The organism is Hyphomicrobium sp., from assembly GCF_041659645.1.
Lineage (GTDB): Bacteria > Pseudomonadota > Alphaproteobacteria > Rhizobiales > Hyphomicrobiaceae > Hyphomicrobium_B.
Window position 1 is genome coordinate 673,680 of record NZ_JBAZXX010000004.1, and the last position, 12,670, is coordinate 686,349.

Annotated in this window: 14 protein-coding genes; 7 read left to right on the forward strand and 7 right to left on the reverse strand. The window is 58.9% G+C overall.

Translation table 11 applies throughout. The features are described from left to right. Positions 1 to 123: 123 nt before the first annotated feature. Both WC811_RS17680 and WC811_RS17685 read right to left on the reverse strand, forming a co-directional pair. Positions 124 to 1,485, reverse strand: a complete 1,362-nt coding sequence (locus WC811_RS17680) for a tetratricopeptide repeat protein (protein WP_372646665.1) — start codon at positions 1,483 to 1,485, stop codon at positions 124 to 126. A gap of 117 nt (positions 1,486 to 1,602) precedes the next feature. Further along, on the reverse strand, positions 1,603 to 2,802 hold the full coding sequence (locus tag WC811_RS17685; protein WP_372646666.1) for a YbfB/YjiJ family MFS transporter: 1,200 nt from the start codon (positions 2,800 to 2,802) through the stop codon (positions 1,603 to 1,605). Between the two features lie 497 nt (positions 2,803 to 3,299). On the opposite strand from WC811_RS17685, the gene WC811_RS17690 reads away from it, so the two are divergent. The 3 genes from WC811_RS17690 (at position 3,300) to cysC (ending at position 5,124) form a co-directional block, all read left to right on the forward strand. Then, a complete protein-coding gene (locus WC811_RS17690; protein WP_372646668.1) occupies positions 3,300 to 3,746 on the forward strand; it encodes a DUF1810 domain-containing protein in 447 nt (148 codons plus the stop codon). 189 nt (positions 3,747 to 3,935) lie between these two features. After that, positions 3,936 to 4,277, forward strand: a complete 342-nt coding sequence (locus WC811_RS17695) for a hypothetical protein (RefSeq protein WP_372646670.1) — start codon at positions 3,936 to 3,938, stop codon at positions 4,275 to 4,277. A gap of 205 nt (positions 4,278 to 4,482) precedes the next feature. Further along, the gene (cysC, locus tag WC811_RS17700; protein ID WP_372646671.1) at positions 4,483 to 5,124 is read left to right on the forward strand and encodes an adenylyl-sulfate kinase; all 642 of its coding nucleotides are present in this window, start codon (positions 4,483 to 4,485) and stop codon (positions 5,122 to 5,124) included. Positions 5,125 to 5,196: 72 nt separating this feature from the next. Here cysC and WC811_RS17705 read toward each other — a convergent pair whose 3' ends face one another. Together WC811_RS17705 and WC811_RS17710 are read right to left on the reverse strand one after the other, a co-directional pair. Next, positions 5,197 to 5,739: a peroxiredoxin gene (locus WC811_RS17705; protein WP_372646672.1), complete on the reverse strand. Its 543-nt coding sequence runs from the start codon at positions 5,737 to 5,739 to the stop codon at positions 5,197 to 5,199. A 130-nt stretch (positions 5,740 to 5,869) separates the two neighbouring features. After that, positions 5,870 to 6,745: a ParA family protein gene (locus WC811_RS17710; protein ID WP_372646674.1), complete on the reverse strand. Its 876-nt coding sequence runs from the start codon at positions 6,743 to 6,745 to the stop codon at positions 5,870 to 5,872. 683 nt (positions 6,746 to 7,428) lie between these two features. Here WC811_RS17710 and WC811_RS17715 point away from each other — a divergent pair. Beyond that, positions 7,429 to 7,857, forward strand: a complete 429-nt coding sequence (locus WC811_RS17715) for a hypothetical protein (RefSeq protein ID WP_372646675.1) — start codon at positions 7,429 to 7,431, stop codon at positions 7,855 to 7,857. 6 nt (positions 7,858 to 7,863) lie between these two features. On the opposite strand, the gene WC811_RS17720 is transcribed toward WC811_RS17715, so the two are convergent. Continuing rightward, a complete protein-coding gene (locus WC811_RS17720) occupies positions 7,864 to 8,340 on the reverse strand; it encodes a hypothetical protein (protein ID WP_372646677.1) in 477 nt (158 codons plus the stop codon). A gap of 81 nt (positions 8,341 to 8,421) precedes the next feature. On the opposite strand from WC811_RS17720, the gene WC811_RS17725 reads away from it, so the two are divergent. After that, positions 8,422 to 8,952, forward strand: a complete 531-nt coding sequence (locus tag WC811_RS17725) for a hypothetical protein (protein ID WP_372646678.1) — start codon at positions 8,422 to 8,424, stop codon at positions 8,950 to 8,952. Positions 8,953 to 8,965: 13 nt separating this feature from the next. Here WC811_RS17725 and eno read toward each other — a convergent pair whose 3' ends face one another. Further along, a complete protein-coding gene (eno, locus tag WC811_RS17730) occupies positions 8,966 to 10,252 on the reverse strand; it encodes a phosphopyruvate hydratase (protein ID WP_372646679.1) in 1,287 nt (428 codons plus the stop codon). 290 nt (positions 10,253 to 10,542) lie between these two features. Between eno and queC the strand changes: the two genes are divergently transcribed. Next, a complete protein-coding gene (gene queC / locus WC811_RS17735) occupies positions 10,543 to 11,244 on the forward strand; it encodes a 7-cyano-7-deazaguanine synthase QueC (protein ID WP_372646681.1) in 702 nt (233 codons plus the stop codon). Positions 11,245 to 11,265: 21 nt separating this feature from the next. Here the strand turns inward: queC and WC811_RS17740 are convergent, their stop codons facing one another. Beyond that, positions 11,266 to 11,973, reverse strand: a complete 708-nt coding sequence (locus WC811_RS17740) for a queuosine precursor transporter (protein WP_372646683.1) — start codon at positions 11,971 to 11,973, stop codon at positions 11,266 to 11,268. Positions 11,974 to 12,023: 50 nt separating this feature from the next. Between WC811_RS17740 and queE the strand changes: the two genes are divergently transcribed. Continuing rightward, a complete protein-coding gene (queE, locus tag WC811_RS17745) occupies positions 12,024 to 12,656 on the forward strand; it encodes a 7-carboxy-7-deazaguanine synthase (protein WP_372646684.1) in 633 nt (210 codons plus the stop codon). Positions 12,657 to 12,670: the final 14 nt, after the last annotated feature.

The window sequence follows — 12,670 nt, forward strand, 5'->3', positions numbered from 1 at the left end:
ACACACACGCCAGGCCGACCGAGAGTTCCCGCCGATATCCGAAACGATGAAACCAGCCACCTCAACTCCCGACCTGAACGGCATTTAGCGGGCTCAACCGCAGCGCTCTTTATCGGGAAGGTGTCATCCAGCAGGCATCAGAATTAAGCTGGTTCGATCGTGGCCGGCTATCAGCGCAAACTGATCACCCGCTTTAACGCTGATGGGACGTGAGAAAGTGTGAACGACCTGCAACCAGCCGCCGTCCGAATAGTGGTCCGGCGGATTTGAGAATTCGACCCCTTCCGCCACGTCGACCCGTATCCACTGCATGATGCCCATCGCAATACCGTCGGCCGTTACGGGTAGATCCACTTGACGATATGACGCCTCGTGCTTGCGCGCTCGCAAGTCAATGTGAACGAGATCATGAGTATCTGACAGCCGACGCCAGGAGGTCAGTTTCCCGTGGACTGGAAGCCTTGTCGGGGCGAGCTCCGTAAATGCTGCCACATCAAAACCCGACACCTCGTCGACGAACGCGTATTTGGCGAGTACGTCGCTTTCGATAAGGCACCCGAGGGCCGTGATCGCACGGGGCACAATAGTCGCTTCCTCATGCACAAGTCGATCAATCGCATCCTCGAAGGTGCTCAACACACTTTCGGATAACAAGTCGCTGGATAATATTTCCGACACGAGAATGTCGGCGCGCTTGTCGAGATTTTCGCCGACCATCAAATCTTTGGAATTTTTTGGCACCAGCTTAATTTGGTCTGCATAGCCGTTGGCGGAAATTATTTTCTTCGCCACCTCCGCGATGATACCTACGCTTTCGCAGCAGACGATGTTTTGAGCGCCCGCTCGCGCAGCCATCATCGACAACAGACCGCTTCCAGCGCCAATATCCAATACGCGCGCTGTGCTTCCATGCGCGGCGATCGCCTGCTTGATACCTTCTTCGAAGGCATCATTCCTCGGCTGATCGTTCAGCATGGGAATATGCCAGAACGGTACGATAGCCGACGAAATACGTCGAATTTGATGCGCGACCAAGGGATTGCCCGGTCGTATGTCCGCAACACGCTTCAGAACGGTCACGGCTTCATGACCACGCCCCGCATCAATCAATGCGATGCCAAGATTTAAGAGAAGATCGGGGTTGTTGGGATCAATCCGTTCGGCAGCCTGCAGGGACACAACGGCTTCTTGCCACCTGCCAAGCCGGTGAAGGAGAGCGCCCTTTTCCATCAACCCGAAGAGGTGTGACGGCTTTAGATCGAGAAACGTGGTCCAGCGATCAAGAGCGACTTGAAGGTCGCCGTTGATGGTCGCGATGCCGGCAAGCAGCGGTAAAATCTCAGTGACTCGATAGCCACGAGCAATGACCGCAAGATATTCTTTCTCCGCCTCGTGAAGATCGCCGGACGCATGGAGATCCATTGCCTTCGCTAAAATCTGGCTGGATGTTTGTCCGGAGTGTCGATCAATTTGGATGATGTTCATGAGGAGACCCGCTTTTCGCGCGTTGAACCCCCGCTTTCAGCAGAGCCGAGAATCGGGGCGGCCTTCAACTCAACATGCCAACCTTGCAGGGACCTCACTCGCCGGAAACGGCATCACTCAGCGAGCCACTCTCTCGCGCCAAGTCCAAACGAGATCGATCAAGAGCGCGAGCGTCATCGCGGCGCTGCCGATGACGAAGAGGATGCGATAATCCCCGCCGCTCTGCGCGAAGATAAACGACAGCGCATAAGCGGCCGCCGCCTGGCAGACGGCGAACGCAACGGTCGCCATGCCCCACGCCGCCTTCTGCTCCGAAGGACGATGCGGAATAAGCTCGTGAATCCGCCCGAGAACCAACGGCACGGTTCCCGTGATGAATGCGCCTACAACGGCGCTCGATGCGAACAGCCAAGGACGGCTTGTAGGGTTGAGAGCCGGAAACGCGATAGCAACAATTTCCAAGACGAACGCACTTCGCAACGCGGCGCCGAACCCTATTCTATCCGCGATATAGCCCGCAAGAACGGGGCCGATCGTGGCGCTGATGCCGAGAACCACCCAGAACTCCGCACCGGCCTGCACGCCTTGCCCCAGGCCGTGTGCCACGAAGTCGACCAAAAAGATCATGTGGGGAACCCAGCCCGCCGCGTTCAACGCATATTCGACGTAGAGTGCCCTCAACGCTCCTAGGCGCGGCGGATGCGAATGTCCCACTTGGGAAATCTGCAGCGCGTGCGCTTCGGGCCAACCACGCCACGCGACGGCCGTCAGAGCGAACGCTAACACGCCGAGACCGAACCACGTCTGCTGTAGCCCGACGCTCAAGAGAAGCGGAATGAGCGTACCCGAAGCGACGATGCCCGCACCGACGCCCATGAAAATGAACCCGCCCGCCAAACCGCGCCGGGACACCGGCACATGGGCGAGGACCGTCGGCGCCGCAAGGACCATCATGGCACCGCCCGCAAACCCCGCGGCAAACCGCCAAACGAAAAACCAAAGAAAGCCGAGCGGATAACCGCACGCGAAAAATGACACCGTCGCCAGCAGCATCATGGCGCGCAGCACGCCAATGACCGAAAGACGCGCAGAAAGCGGCTGCCCAAGCAGCGCGCCTGCGAGATAGCCCGCAAGATTGGCCGCCCCGAGGTAGGCCGCGTCCGCAGGCGTGAACCATCGCGCATCGACAATGGCGGGCAAAAGCGGCGTATAGGCAAAACGCGCGAGTCCAATTCCAATAAGACCCGCGCAGAAAGCGCAGATAATCGCCCGTCCGATGCTTACGGGATTTGTATGTGCTACGTCGGCGCGCGCCATCTCAGAGTCCTTGCCGTTTGCGGCCGCACCATACGCAGCCCAACGCTCGACAAAAACGGCGCCTGCCGGATACCACCCCCGCGCCGCCGGAGCTTGACGGAGGTCGCCATATCCCCCTCCCAAGCAGTCAGCCCGGGGGCTTACCACAGCAACTGCGATACCGGACTGCCGTTAGAATTGCGATTCCCGCGAACCCTGCCGGAAACATTTGTACGGATCGGCAATAACGCATATCATCCGGATACGTCTTATTCGTTTGGGTATACCGTTTCGGGGCGGTCTGGCTTGTGCTCTGATTATCCGTTCTGATGCCAGCGAACGCCACCTTCGTCCGTTGTTTCACCGCCGGCGGCGCAGAAGCCGCAATTTAGCAATCACGCTCAAGTCTGTTTCGTAAAACCCGATAGCCGACGCGTACATCAGTTCAATGCGACATGCCCCAGATGCGCGTCCCTCCAGGACGCCTCGACGTGCCGAGCAACATCCGCAGAACGAGCATGAAAAAATTTCACGATCCATTCGATCTCGAACGCTTCGTCAGCGCCCAGGCGCACACTCACGCGCGCGTCATCGCCGAACTCACCGCCGGCAAGAAGCAATCGCATTGGATGTGGTACACTTTTCCTCAGATGCGCGGTCTCGGCACGAGCGATATGTCGCAAAAATTCGGCATCGACAGCTACGAAGAAGCGCGAGCTTACGTTTGCCACCCCGTGCTCGGACCGCGTCTCGTGAAGGTGACGGCTTTGATGCTCGATCATCGCTACGAGCCGCTGCTTCAGATTCTCGGAACTCCAGACAACCTCAAATTCCATTCTTCGATGACTCTGTTTGCGGCTGTTACCGGCCAAGAGAGCATCTTCGCCAAAGCGCTCTTTACGTTCTGCAACGGCGCCGACCCGAAGACGATGACGCTCCTCGCCCGTTGTCGGGAAAGCCAGTGATGTCCTGCGCACTCTGCGCCGCTGGATAAATTCCGCGCCGCGACCGCGAGAAGCCCCGCGTCTTAACCGTTCTTTACGTCCGGTCATCGAAGATGAGCACAACTTGCCGTGCCGCAAGTTGTAAAGCGATCCGAATGCGACAGATCTGCACATGACGTGCGCGTCGGCGCCGCGCGATGGGCCTTTGAAATGACGTACCGTCTAAGCACAAACACGCGAACCGCGAACATCCGCTTTGCCGCGGCGGCAATCGCCGCGATGGGGCTCGCATCCTCCTTCGCGTCAGCCGCCGATTTCGGTGGCGAGGAAGCGCCTCCCCAGGAAGCGTTTGTAGTGCCGGTTCCTCCGGTGCTCTTCGCCCGGCCGTACAACGACCTTTACGAAGAAAACGGCGTCTATTACGCCCCGGCCTATCCGCTGCCCTACTTCGGCTTGTTCCCGCAATGGGGACCACAGGTGGCGTTCTATCCCCAGCCGTACTGGCAGCCGCCTCCGAGACCTCCCGGCCGACACGGCTATCGCCGCCGGTAGAGATCCCCTGCGAAGACGAAAACGGCCGCTCTGCCGCGCCGGAAAAACCGCGCTCGCCCGTTACTGGGAGGAAGGGCGCACAGCCCAAAACAGATAAGATTGTGTAAAAAAACGACTTCTTCCAACATACCGCCCAAATGCCGACTATCGTGGACCTGGCCGATTGGGATCGGCCATTCAGTATAGGCGGAAAGAGGGGGTACCGATGCCGAGATCTGGCGCCGATGTCCTACGTGGCGACAAAAAGTTGAACCTGCTTTGGCAGGATACTGCCGTCTCCAAAGACGACAGGTCTCAGGCCAAAGGCCAAAAGGCCGTATGCCTTTGGTTTACCGGACTTTCCGGCGCCGGCAAAACGACGATCGCCAACCTTCTCGATCAAACCTTGCACGCTTCCGGCCAGCACACCTTCGTCCTCGACGGCGACCGCTGTCGCACCGGCCTCTGCAACGACCTTAACTTCTCAGATGCCGGACGGGCGGAGAACGTGCGCCGAATCGCCGAGGTCGCAAAGCTCATGGTTGACGCCGGGCTGATCGTCATTGTCTCTCTCATTTCCCCGCTCATTGCCCACCGCGAGATCGCGCGCAACATCTTCGAAGACGGCGAGTTCCTGGAAGTATTCGTGAACACTCCCCTCGCGGTCTGTGAGAAACGCGACGCCAAAGGCCTCTATAAAAAGGCGCGACAGGGCATCATCCCGGAATTTACAGGCGTCTCCTCGCCGTACGAGCCTCCCGTCGATGCGGAAATCGAACTCGACGGACGCGCTCACCCCGATCAACTCATAACTGCGATCCGGTTGAAGCTCGAAGAACTGGGCACAATGGAAGGCCCCTTTGGTTAGCAGGCGTTCGGCCGCCTGCAAACCACAACAGCGGCGGACTATCGGGTGCTGCCCCCGGCCGCGAAATGTCGGCTAGCCGTGCTTCGCCTTCCAGCTCGCGACCGCCGCAAGGGTGTTCTTGACATGGTCCGACGGATCGAGCGCCGTGTACTCGTATGAGATCCGCCCGTCCGGCGTAATGACGTAAGATGTCCGGCTGGCATAGGGCATGAATCCCATCATCACGGCATCGTAGGCCGTCATGATCCGCTGGTCCTTATCGGCGGCCACCGGAAATTTGCTGCGACACTCCGAGGTCGAGAACTTATCGAGCGTTGCAATGTCGTCGTTGCTGACGCCGATGACGGTCGCGCCAAGCGCGTTGAACTTCGCCGTCGCCTCGGCGAAATCGTGCGCTTCGATCGTGCAACCCGACGTGAAGGCCTTCGGATAGAAATAGACGACGACTGGGCCTTTCTTCAGTGCCGCAGCGAGCGAAAAGGTGAATTGCTTTCCGCCGAGGGACGCCTCCGCCTTGAACATAGGCGCCTTGTCGCCCGGCTTGAGTTGCGCGAGCGCTGGCGTCGCGAGGCCTGCAACACAAATGAGAAGGCAACCAATGGCGCGGATCAGCATGATGGGTCCCCAGGATTACGACAATCGCGCATCTATCGACGAAGGCTCGAAGCCCCTGCCGTGGACGTTATAGCGCGCGAAGCCATCACCGCCATCCACAATCGTCCGGCCGCTAACCTTCGGCGCGCCATCAGCCGTTGGAGCTAATTCTCTCGACCACGGCTTTCGACAAAGCGACGACTTCCGGCAGCGCATTTCCATATTTCTGCCGCGCGGTGCGAACCGTCCCCATCCCGGGATGCGCAGCTGCATTCTGCAAGGCCGCCGTGTACGGCACGGGCCGAGAAATCGCGTTGAGGTGCGCCAGCCCTTCCTTGATGTGCTGCAGCATTTCGCGCTGAATGGAATTCGTCGCCTGATATTGCGTGATCAGCGGATGGACCTTCACGCGCGTCGCAAGGTCCAAATCGTCCGCGAGAATGAACTTCAAGAAATCCGTCAGCGTCGAATAGGCGTTTGTTTCGAGGCTCGTCGGCGCAACGATGTGGTGGGCCAAGCGTATGCCCGTGAGGCCCAGAACGCCGGGTCCCGCGGGGCAGTCGACCAAGACGACATCGTATTCGTCATCGATCTTATTCAGTTCGGCGCGCAACACGCCGGATAGCTGAACATCGAGCCGGTCCCGCCGCCGCTTTCGGTGGGCCGAGCGTTCAAAATCAGCCATGTCGCCAAGAAGCTCGTGGTTCGACGGCAGAATATCGATGAATCCGTTTTGACGATCCTGCAGCTCGATGAGATCGCTTGCGGACACCCTGTGTGAAGCGAGGCGGATATCTCGTCCTCGTGCAAAAGCCTGAAGCATTGCTCCGAGGCCGATCCGCCGTTCGCGCAGTTCCTGTTCGGCATCGATGCCGAGCAACGCCTTCGTCACGCCCGCTTGCGGATCGGCGTCGAGAACAAGAACGCGGGCGCCGTACGAAAGGGCCAACCCATCCGCGAGCATCATGGTCGTCAGCGATTTGCCGACACCACCCTTCGGGTTGGCAATTGCGATCGTAACGCTCATCGCCGCCACTCCGGACCGGCTGGCTCCAGACGACAAACCGGCGCGACGCCATGACGATCAAATCGAAACCGCGTCAACCGCAGCCCGGAGTAAGCCTTACAGTGGTTGTATACAAGCCCGACGAGACCACGCTCGAGCATAGTGAAACGCCCCCAACTCTCGCGGGGACACTACGTGCGCGCACCTACAAATACCAGGGCGCCGATGCCACAAGGTTCCCCCCAGTCAATAAAGCCGCTCACTTGCCGCCGACAGGCCGCCGCGACGGCCCGTCGTCAAACCGCCACGGGCTGTTTTTGCGCGCTCGCTCCCTTATGATCTCGGGATCGATCTTAGGGCGCTTATGATCCAATTTTAAATTATCGGGATTCGACCGATCTAGACCCGATTGATCGGGCTTCGAATTCGGCTTGGCCTCCGCCGGCTGCGGTTGCCGCCGGCTCAACCATCCAAGCATGCTCATGACGCTATGACCCTTGCAACTGCAGCGATTACGACATGAAAGCGTGGCGACGCTGGTTCTCACCCCACTCCGCAGAATCAATATCGACGATAGCAAACTCGGACCGAGGCTGCGACGACGCTAAACCGCGAGTTTGTTATTTGGGTGTCCCACTCGTGGCTCAATTCTCGCGTCTCTGCACGAGTGCGACACGCTCGATCCACCGATACAGGCTTCCGAAATGCAGTTCCGAAAGAGCTCACCGAACGCCGTCTTTGTGGGCATCTTTGCCATCGCATTGTCATTGCCATCGCTCGTATCGCCGAACGAAGCGTGGGCCAAACACAAAAAGAACCATTCGGCGGTAAACAGCGATCCGTGCGCCGTGCCCACGGCTTTCGTAAAGGATCATATAGCTAAGATCCGAGCGTTGCGGGCCTCCAACGCAGAGCACAAGACAACCAGCGTTTATGGCCTGTTCAGCTCTTCCTCCAACACGAGCGAAGATCAGGATACGAATATTAAAGTTTCCGAGTTGCGGCGCGATGCCGACGGAGTGAACGACCTGCTGCGAACTAGCGAATGCAAACCGATCGACATCGATAAAGAAATCAAAGCGCCGGGCGCCCAAGCGACAACCGCAGCGGAAGTCTTAAAAAAACGCCGCTGATGCGATTTACTTGCCGCCGCTTGCGCCGGAAGCACCGCCGCCCACGCTCGATCCCGAACCGATGCCGCCTGAAGTGCTCGGCGAGCCTATTCCCGACGTTCCGCCGCTCGCACCACTCGTAGAGGGTGCACCGCGTAAAATCGTGTTGTACGAGGTTCCCGCCGAGCCTGGATGCAATGCGTTGACATCGGGATTTTGCCGTACCGCAGCGCTCGCGCCGTCATCAATTTGAAGGCGCTGCGAACTCGGAGCGGCCGGATCAATTCGATTCATTTCAACCGGCCCACCGGCACTCCCCGGAGCTTCGGTCGTCGTACGAGATTCGTCGTTGCTGGACGGCGTGGTTTGCGCGTTTGAATTCTGCTGCGTCACACCCTGCTGGATGCGCATACTCTCGGGCAAAGTGCTCGTGCTGTCCTGTGCAAGCGCCTGAGTTATGGGAGCAACCAGCACGGATAAAACTGCTGCTGCAATAAGCTTCATGTGTCGAATTCCTTTTTTGGCAAACGACTTCGCTCATGCAGAGTTCCCGCATGAAAAAGGCCCCGAAAAACGGGGCCTAAAATGTCGATGACTTTGTTTTTCTTGCTTACGGATGAGAACGCGGTCGCGGATGCAGACGTTCCGCAGATCGAGGCAGGCGTCGATCATAGTCTGGCGTTAATTCGCCGCGCGCTGCCAGCGGCGTACAGCCCGATAAAGAAACCAAATACCGAAAAACGGCGACGCCAACGTCAGCACGATCGCATCCGACATCAATCCGATGCCACGACGCAGAGGAGCGATCGCCGCCCAACGCGACGGCTCGTCGAACTCCCCAGGAATGTATTCACGCGCTATCAAAATTTCCTGCGGGTTCGGCCTGTGAACGCGCCGAACCGTCCACGCCCTGCGGCGAAAGTGATCAATTCGACGCGGCCGGTTGAACACCTGCTGAACCAACAACCTCGACTGCCGCATTATTCCACCCTCTTACTCAATACGGAAATGCTCTTGGCGGCAGTTTGTTCCGACATCAGATTAGTGTCGAGGGTTGCAGACGATAGTGACCGAAAGTCGATGAGGCATTTTGCAATTACGCGTTCGCGCCTTTAAGCCCCCAAATTTCCTATGTCAAAGATTGTTTCATTACTGAACGGCCAGCATAAACCGCGACATCGCCCAGTTCTTCCTCGATCCGGATAAGCTGATTATACTTCGCTAAACGGTCGGAGCGTGAAAGCGATCCCGTCTTGATCTGACCACAATTGGTCGCAACGGCGAGATCAGCAATGGTTGAATCCTCGGTCTCGCCGGAGCGATGCGACATCACGGCCGTATAGCCCGCGCGCTGCGCCATGCTGACGGCGTCGAGCGTTTCCGACAGCGAACCGATCTGATTGACCTTCACGAGGATTGAATTTGCCGTCGCCTTGGCAATGCCATCCGCCAAGCGCTTCGTGTTCGTGACGAACAGATCGTCGCCGACGAGCTGCACGCGCTTGCCGATAAGATCGGTCAGCAGCTTCCATCCGGCCCAATCGTCTTCCGCCATGCCGTCCTCGATAGAGATGATCGGAAAGCGGTTGACGAGATCTTCGAGATATTTCGCGTTGGCCGCGCTGTCGAGCGACTTTCCCTCGCCGGCCAAAACATACTTGCCGTCCTTGAAATATTCGGTCGACGCGCAGTCGAGCGCCAGCATCACATCTTCACCCGGCTTGTATCCGGCTTTCTCTATGGCCTTCATGATGAAGCTCAACGCTTCGTCGGCGCTCTTGAGGTTCGGCGCGAAACCACCTTCATCGCCGACTGAGGTGTTGTGGCCCGCGTCTTTCAAATTCTTTTTCAAGGTATGAAAAATTTCAGCGCCCATCCGGATCGCATCGGCGCACGTCTCAGCCGAAACCGGCATGATCATGAATTCCTGAATGTCGATCGGATTGTCCGCGTGCGCGCCGCCGTTGATGATGTTCATCATCGGCACCGGCAGGATATGAGCGTTGACGCCGCCGACGTATCGGTAGAGCGGCAGACTGTTCGATGTTGCCGCCGCCTTCGCGACCGCCATCGACACGCCGAGGATCGCATTCGCGCCGAGCCGGCTCTTGTTGTCCGTACCGTCGAGCTGGATCAACGCCGCGTCGATGCCGCGCTGTTCTTCCGCGTCCATTCCGGACAGCGCGTCGAAGATCTCGCCGTTGACCGCGTCGACCGCCTTCAGCACGCCCTTGCCCTGATACCGGGACTTATCGCCGTCGCGAAGTTCGATCGCTTCGTGGGCGCCGGTTGAAGCACCTGACGGTACGGCAGCGCGCCCCTCCGACCCGTCTTCGAGCAGCACGTCCACTTCGACCGTCGGATTGCCTCGGCTATCGAGGATCTCGCGGGCAATGATATCAACGATGGCGGTCATGAGCGTTTCCGATATTTTCTGGTTGGCTTGTGCTGCTTGGCTTGTCGAGACGCAACGGCTGTGACAGGTTCGGGCGGGTTTTAGCCGCAAACTCTCTTAAGGCAAAGTCCTCGCGGGCAGTCGACGCCCTACCCGATAGGACATTTACCCAATAACCAAGGTAGACCAATGTCGGAAACGAAGATGTGGACCGGAGGAGCGACCCCGGTGGCGGTCTATATCGGCTGCCTGGATGGCGTCGACGCTACGGCGCTCTCTACCATACTTTATGACGGCAAGAGCCTCTGATCGTGTCAGAAACGTCAGCACTCGTTCTCTTCTCCGGCGGCCAGGATTCGACCGTCTGCTTGTCCTGGGCGCTGTCCCGCTACGCTCGCGTGGAGACGATTGGCTTCAAATACGGACAGCGCCACAGCGTCGAACTCGCCCAACGTGACATTATCCGCGAAAAGCTTGCGGGCCTTGGCGCAGCCGGAAAACACCTCGGCCCAGACGCCGTACTCGATCTCCCGGCGCTTCAAAGCATCAGCGACACGGCTTTGACGCGTGAAACGGAAATCACGTTCGCCGCAACGGGCCTGCCGACGACCTTCGTACCGGGCCGCAACCTCTTGTTTCTCACTTACGCCGCGGCGCTCGCCTATCGTCGCGGAATAACCACGCTGGTTGGCGGCATGTGCGAGACGGATTTTTCAGGCTATCCCGATTGCCGCAACGAAACCATCCAGACTCTCGCGCAAGCGATCTCGCTCGGCCTCGCCACCCCTGTCGCCATCGAAACGCCGCTGATGTTCATCGACAAATCCGCGACATGGGAATTGGCATCGAAACTCGGCGGCAACGATCTCATCGACATCATCATCGAAGACACGCACACCTGCTACATGGGCGACCGCACGAACCGTCACGACTGGGGCTATGGTTGCGGCATCTGTCCGGCGTGCGAACTTCGCGCCAACGGTTGGACGCAATGGCGCGCGCAAAAGACCTGAAGCACGCCGTCGACCTCATCCTTAAGCATCAAGCTTGAATGGATTGAAGTCCGTTTCACGATCGAAATAATCCTCGTTCTCCGCTCGCTTCAGCGCAGTGACGATACGCACCGTGATCGGCAGGAAGGCGATCTCGACAAGCGTTTTCACCACGAACTGCGAAATCATCAGCGTCACGACGAGATCGTTCGGCATGATCCCGGAGTTGAGGAATGCGAGTGGATAGAACAACGACGAGTCGACCGCCTCTCCCGCAATGGTCGAAGCCACGAACCGCCAGCTCATATTGCGGCCTTCGCTCCGGACCTTCATCTTCGCCAGCACGTAGGAATTGATGAACTCGCCGCAAAAATACGCAATCATCGAAGCGCCCGCGATGCGCCACGTGTTACCGAACGCAACCTCGTAGATATGTTGGTTGGGCCATGTCGGCGCCGGCGGGAGCGCCACGACGACGGCCGCCATGACCGCCGCGAAGATGAGTGCCGCAAAGCCCGTCCAGATCACACGCCGGGCGCGGGCATAGCCGTATACCTCGGTCAGAATGTCGCCGAAGATGTAGGAAATCGGAAAGAAAAGAACGCCCGCCCCGAACGTCACCGGCCCGATGATCGGCAGCGTCAATGTCGCGGCCTTGGCCGGGCCTATCAAATTCGAGCATATCAGGATGACCACGAACGCGACCATCACCAGGTCGAAATAGCGGTAGTTTCGCGGTTCGGTCACCATTACCTCCAGCCAGACTTGACTCGCGCGACGCGCCCCGTAGGTATCCCGGCATGTATGCCATCAAGGAGATGTTTTATACGCTTCAAGGCGAGGGCGCGAATGCCGGGACGCCTGCGGTGTTTTGCCGGTTCGCCGGGTGCAATCTCTGGAGCGGCCGCGAGAAGGATCGCGCCAGCGCCACCTGCCAGTTCTGCGACACCGATTTCGTCGGGACGAACGGCGTCGGCGGCGGCCGCTTCGAGACAGCCGAATCCCTGGCCCGCGCCTGCCGCGCAGCTGCCGCCCCCGCAACGGACGCACCGAAGTTTGTCGTCCTGACCGGCGGAGAACCGATGCTCCAGGTCGACCAGGAATTGATCGATGCGCTTCACGCTGAAGGCTTTCGCATCGCCATCGAGACCAACGGCACGCTTCCGGTTCTCGACACCATCGACTGGATTTGCGTCTCGCCGAAGGCCGGTTCGGACCTGAAGCAGCGCCACGGGCACGAGCTGAAACTCGTCTTTCCGCAAGTCGGCGTCGACCCGGCCAAATTCCTCGCTCTCGCCTTTGAGCAGCGCTTCCTCCAGCCCATGGACGGGGCGGCTCAGCAGGCGAATACCGAGGCGGCCATCGCCTATTGCAAGGCCAATCCGGCGTGGCGACTGTCGGTTCAGACCCACAAACTTCTCGGAATCCCTTAACGAACAGGGTTTCC

Coding starts and splice junctions, on each gene's coding strand:
- WC811_RS17680 (WP_372646665.1), bottom strand. CDS start 1,485: ATGAACATCATCCAAATTGATCGACACTCCGGACAAACATCCAGCCAG.
- WC811_RS17685 (WP_372646666.1), bottom strand. CDS start 2,802: ATGGCGCGCGCCGACGTAGCACATACAAATCCCGTAAGCATCGGACGG.
- WC811_RS17690 (WP_372646668.1), top strand. CDS start 3,300: ATGAAAAAATTTCACGATCCATTCGATCTCGAACGCTTCGTCAGCGCC.
- WC811_RS17695 (WP_372646670.1), top strand. CDS start 3,936: ATGACGTACCGTCTAAGCACAAACACGCGAACCGCGAACATCCGCTTT.
- cysC (WP_372646671.1), top strand. CDS start 4,483: ATGCCGAGATCTGGCGCCGATGTCCTACGTGGCGACAAAAAGTTGAAC.
- WC811_RS17705 (WP_372646672.1), bottom strand. CDS start 5,739: ATGCTGATCCGCGCCATTGGTTGCCTTCTCATTTGTGTTGCAGGCCTC.
- WC811_RS17710 (WP_372646674.1), bottom strand. CDS start 6,745: ATGAGCGTTACGATCGCAATTGCCAACCCGAAGGGTGGTGTCGGCAAA.
- WC811_RS17715 (WP_372646675.1), top strand. CDS start 7,429: ATGCAGTTCCGAAAGAGCTCACCGAACGCCGTCTTTGTGGGCATCTTT.
- WC811_RS17720 (WP_372646677.1), bottom strand. CDS start 8,340: ATGAAGCTTATTGCAGCAGCAGTTTTATCCGTGCTGGTTGCTCCCATA.
- WC811_RS17725 (WP_372646678.1), top strand. CDS start 8,422: ATGTCGATGACTTTGTTTTTCTTGCTTACGGATGAGAACGCGGTCGCG.
- eno (WP_372646679.1), bottom strand. CDS start 10,252: ATGACCGCCATCGTTGATATCATTGCCCGCGAGATCCTCGATAGCCGA.
- WC811_RS17740 (WP_372646683.1), bottom strand. CDS start 11,973: ATGGTGACCGAACCGCGAAACTACCGCTATTTCGACCTGGTGATGGTC.
- queE (WP_372646684.1), top strand. CDS start 12,024: ATGTATGCCATCAAGGAGATGTTTTATACGCTTCAAGGCGAGGGCGCG.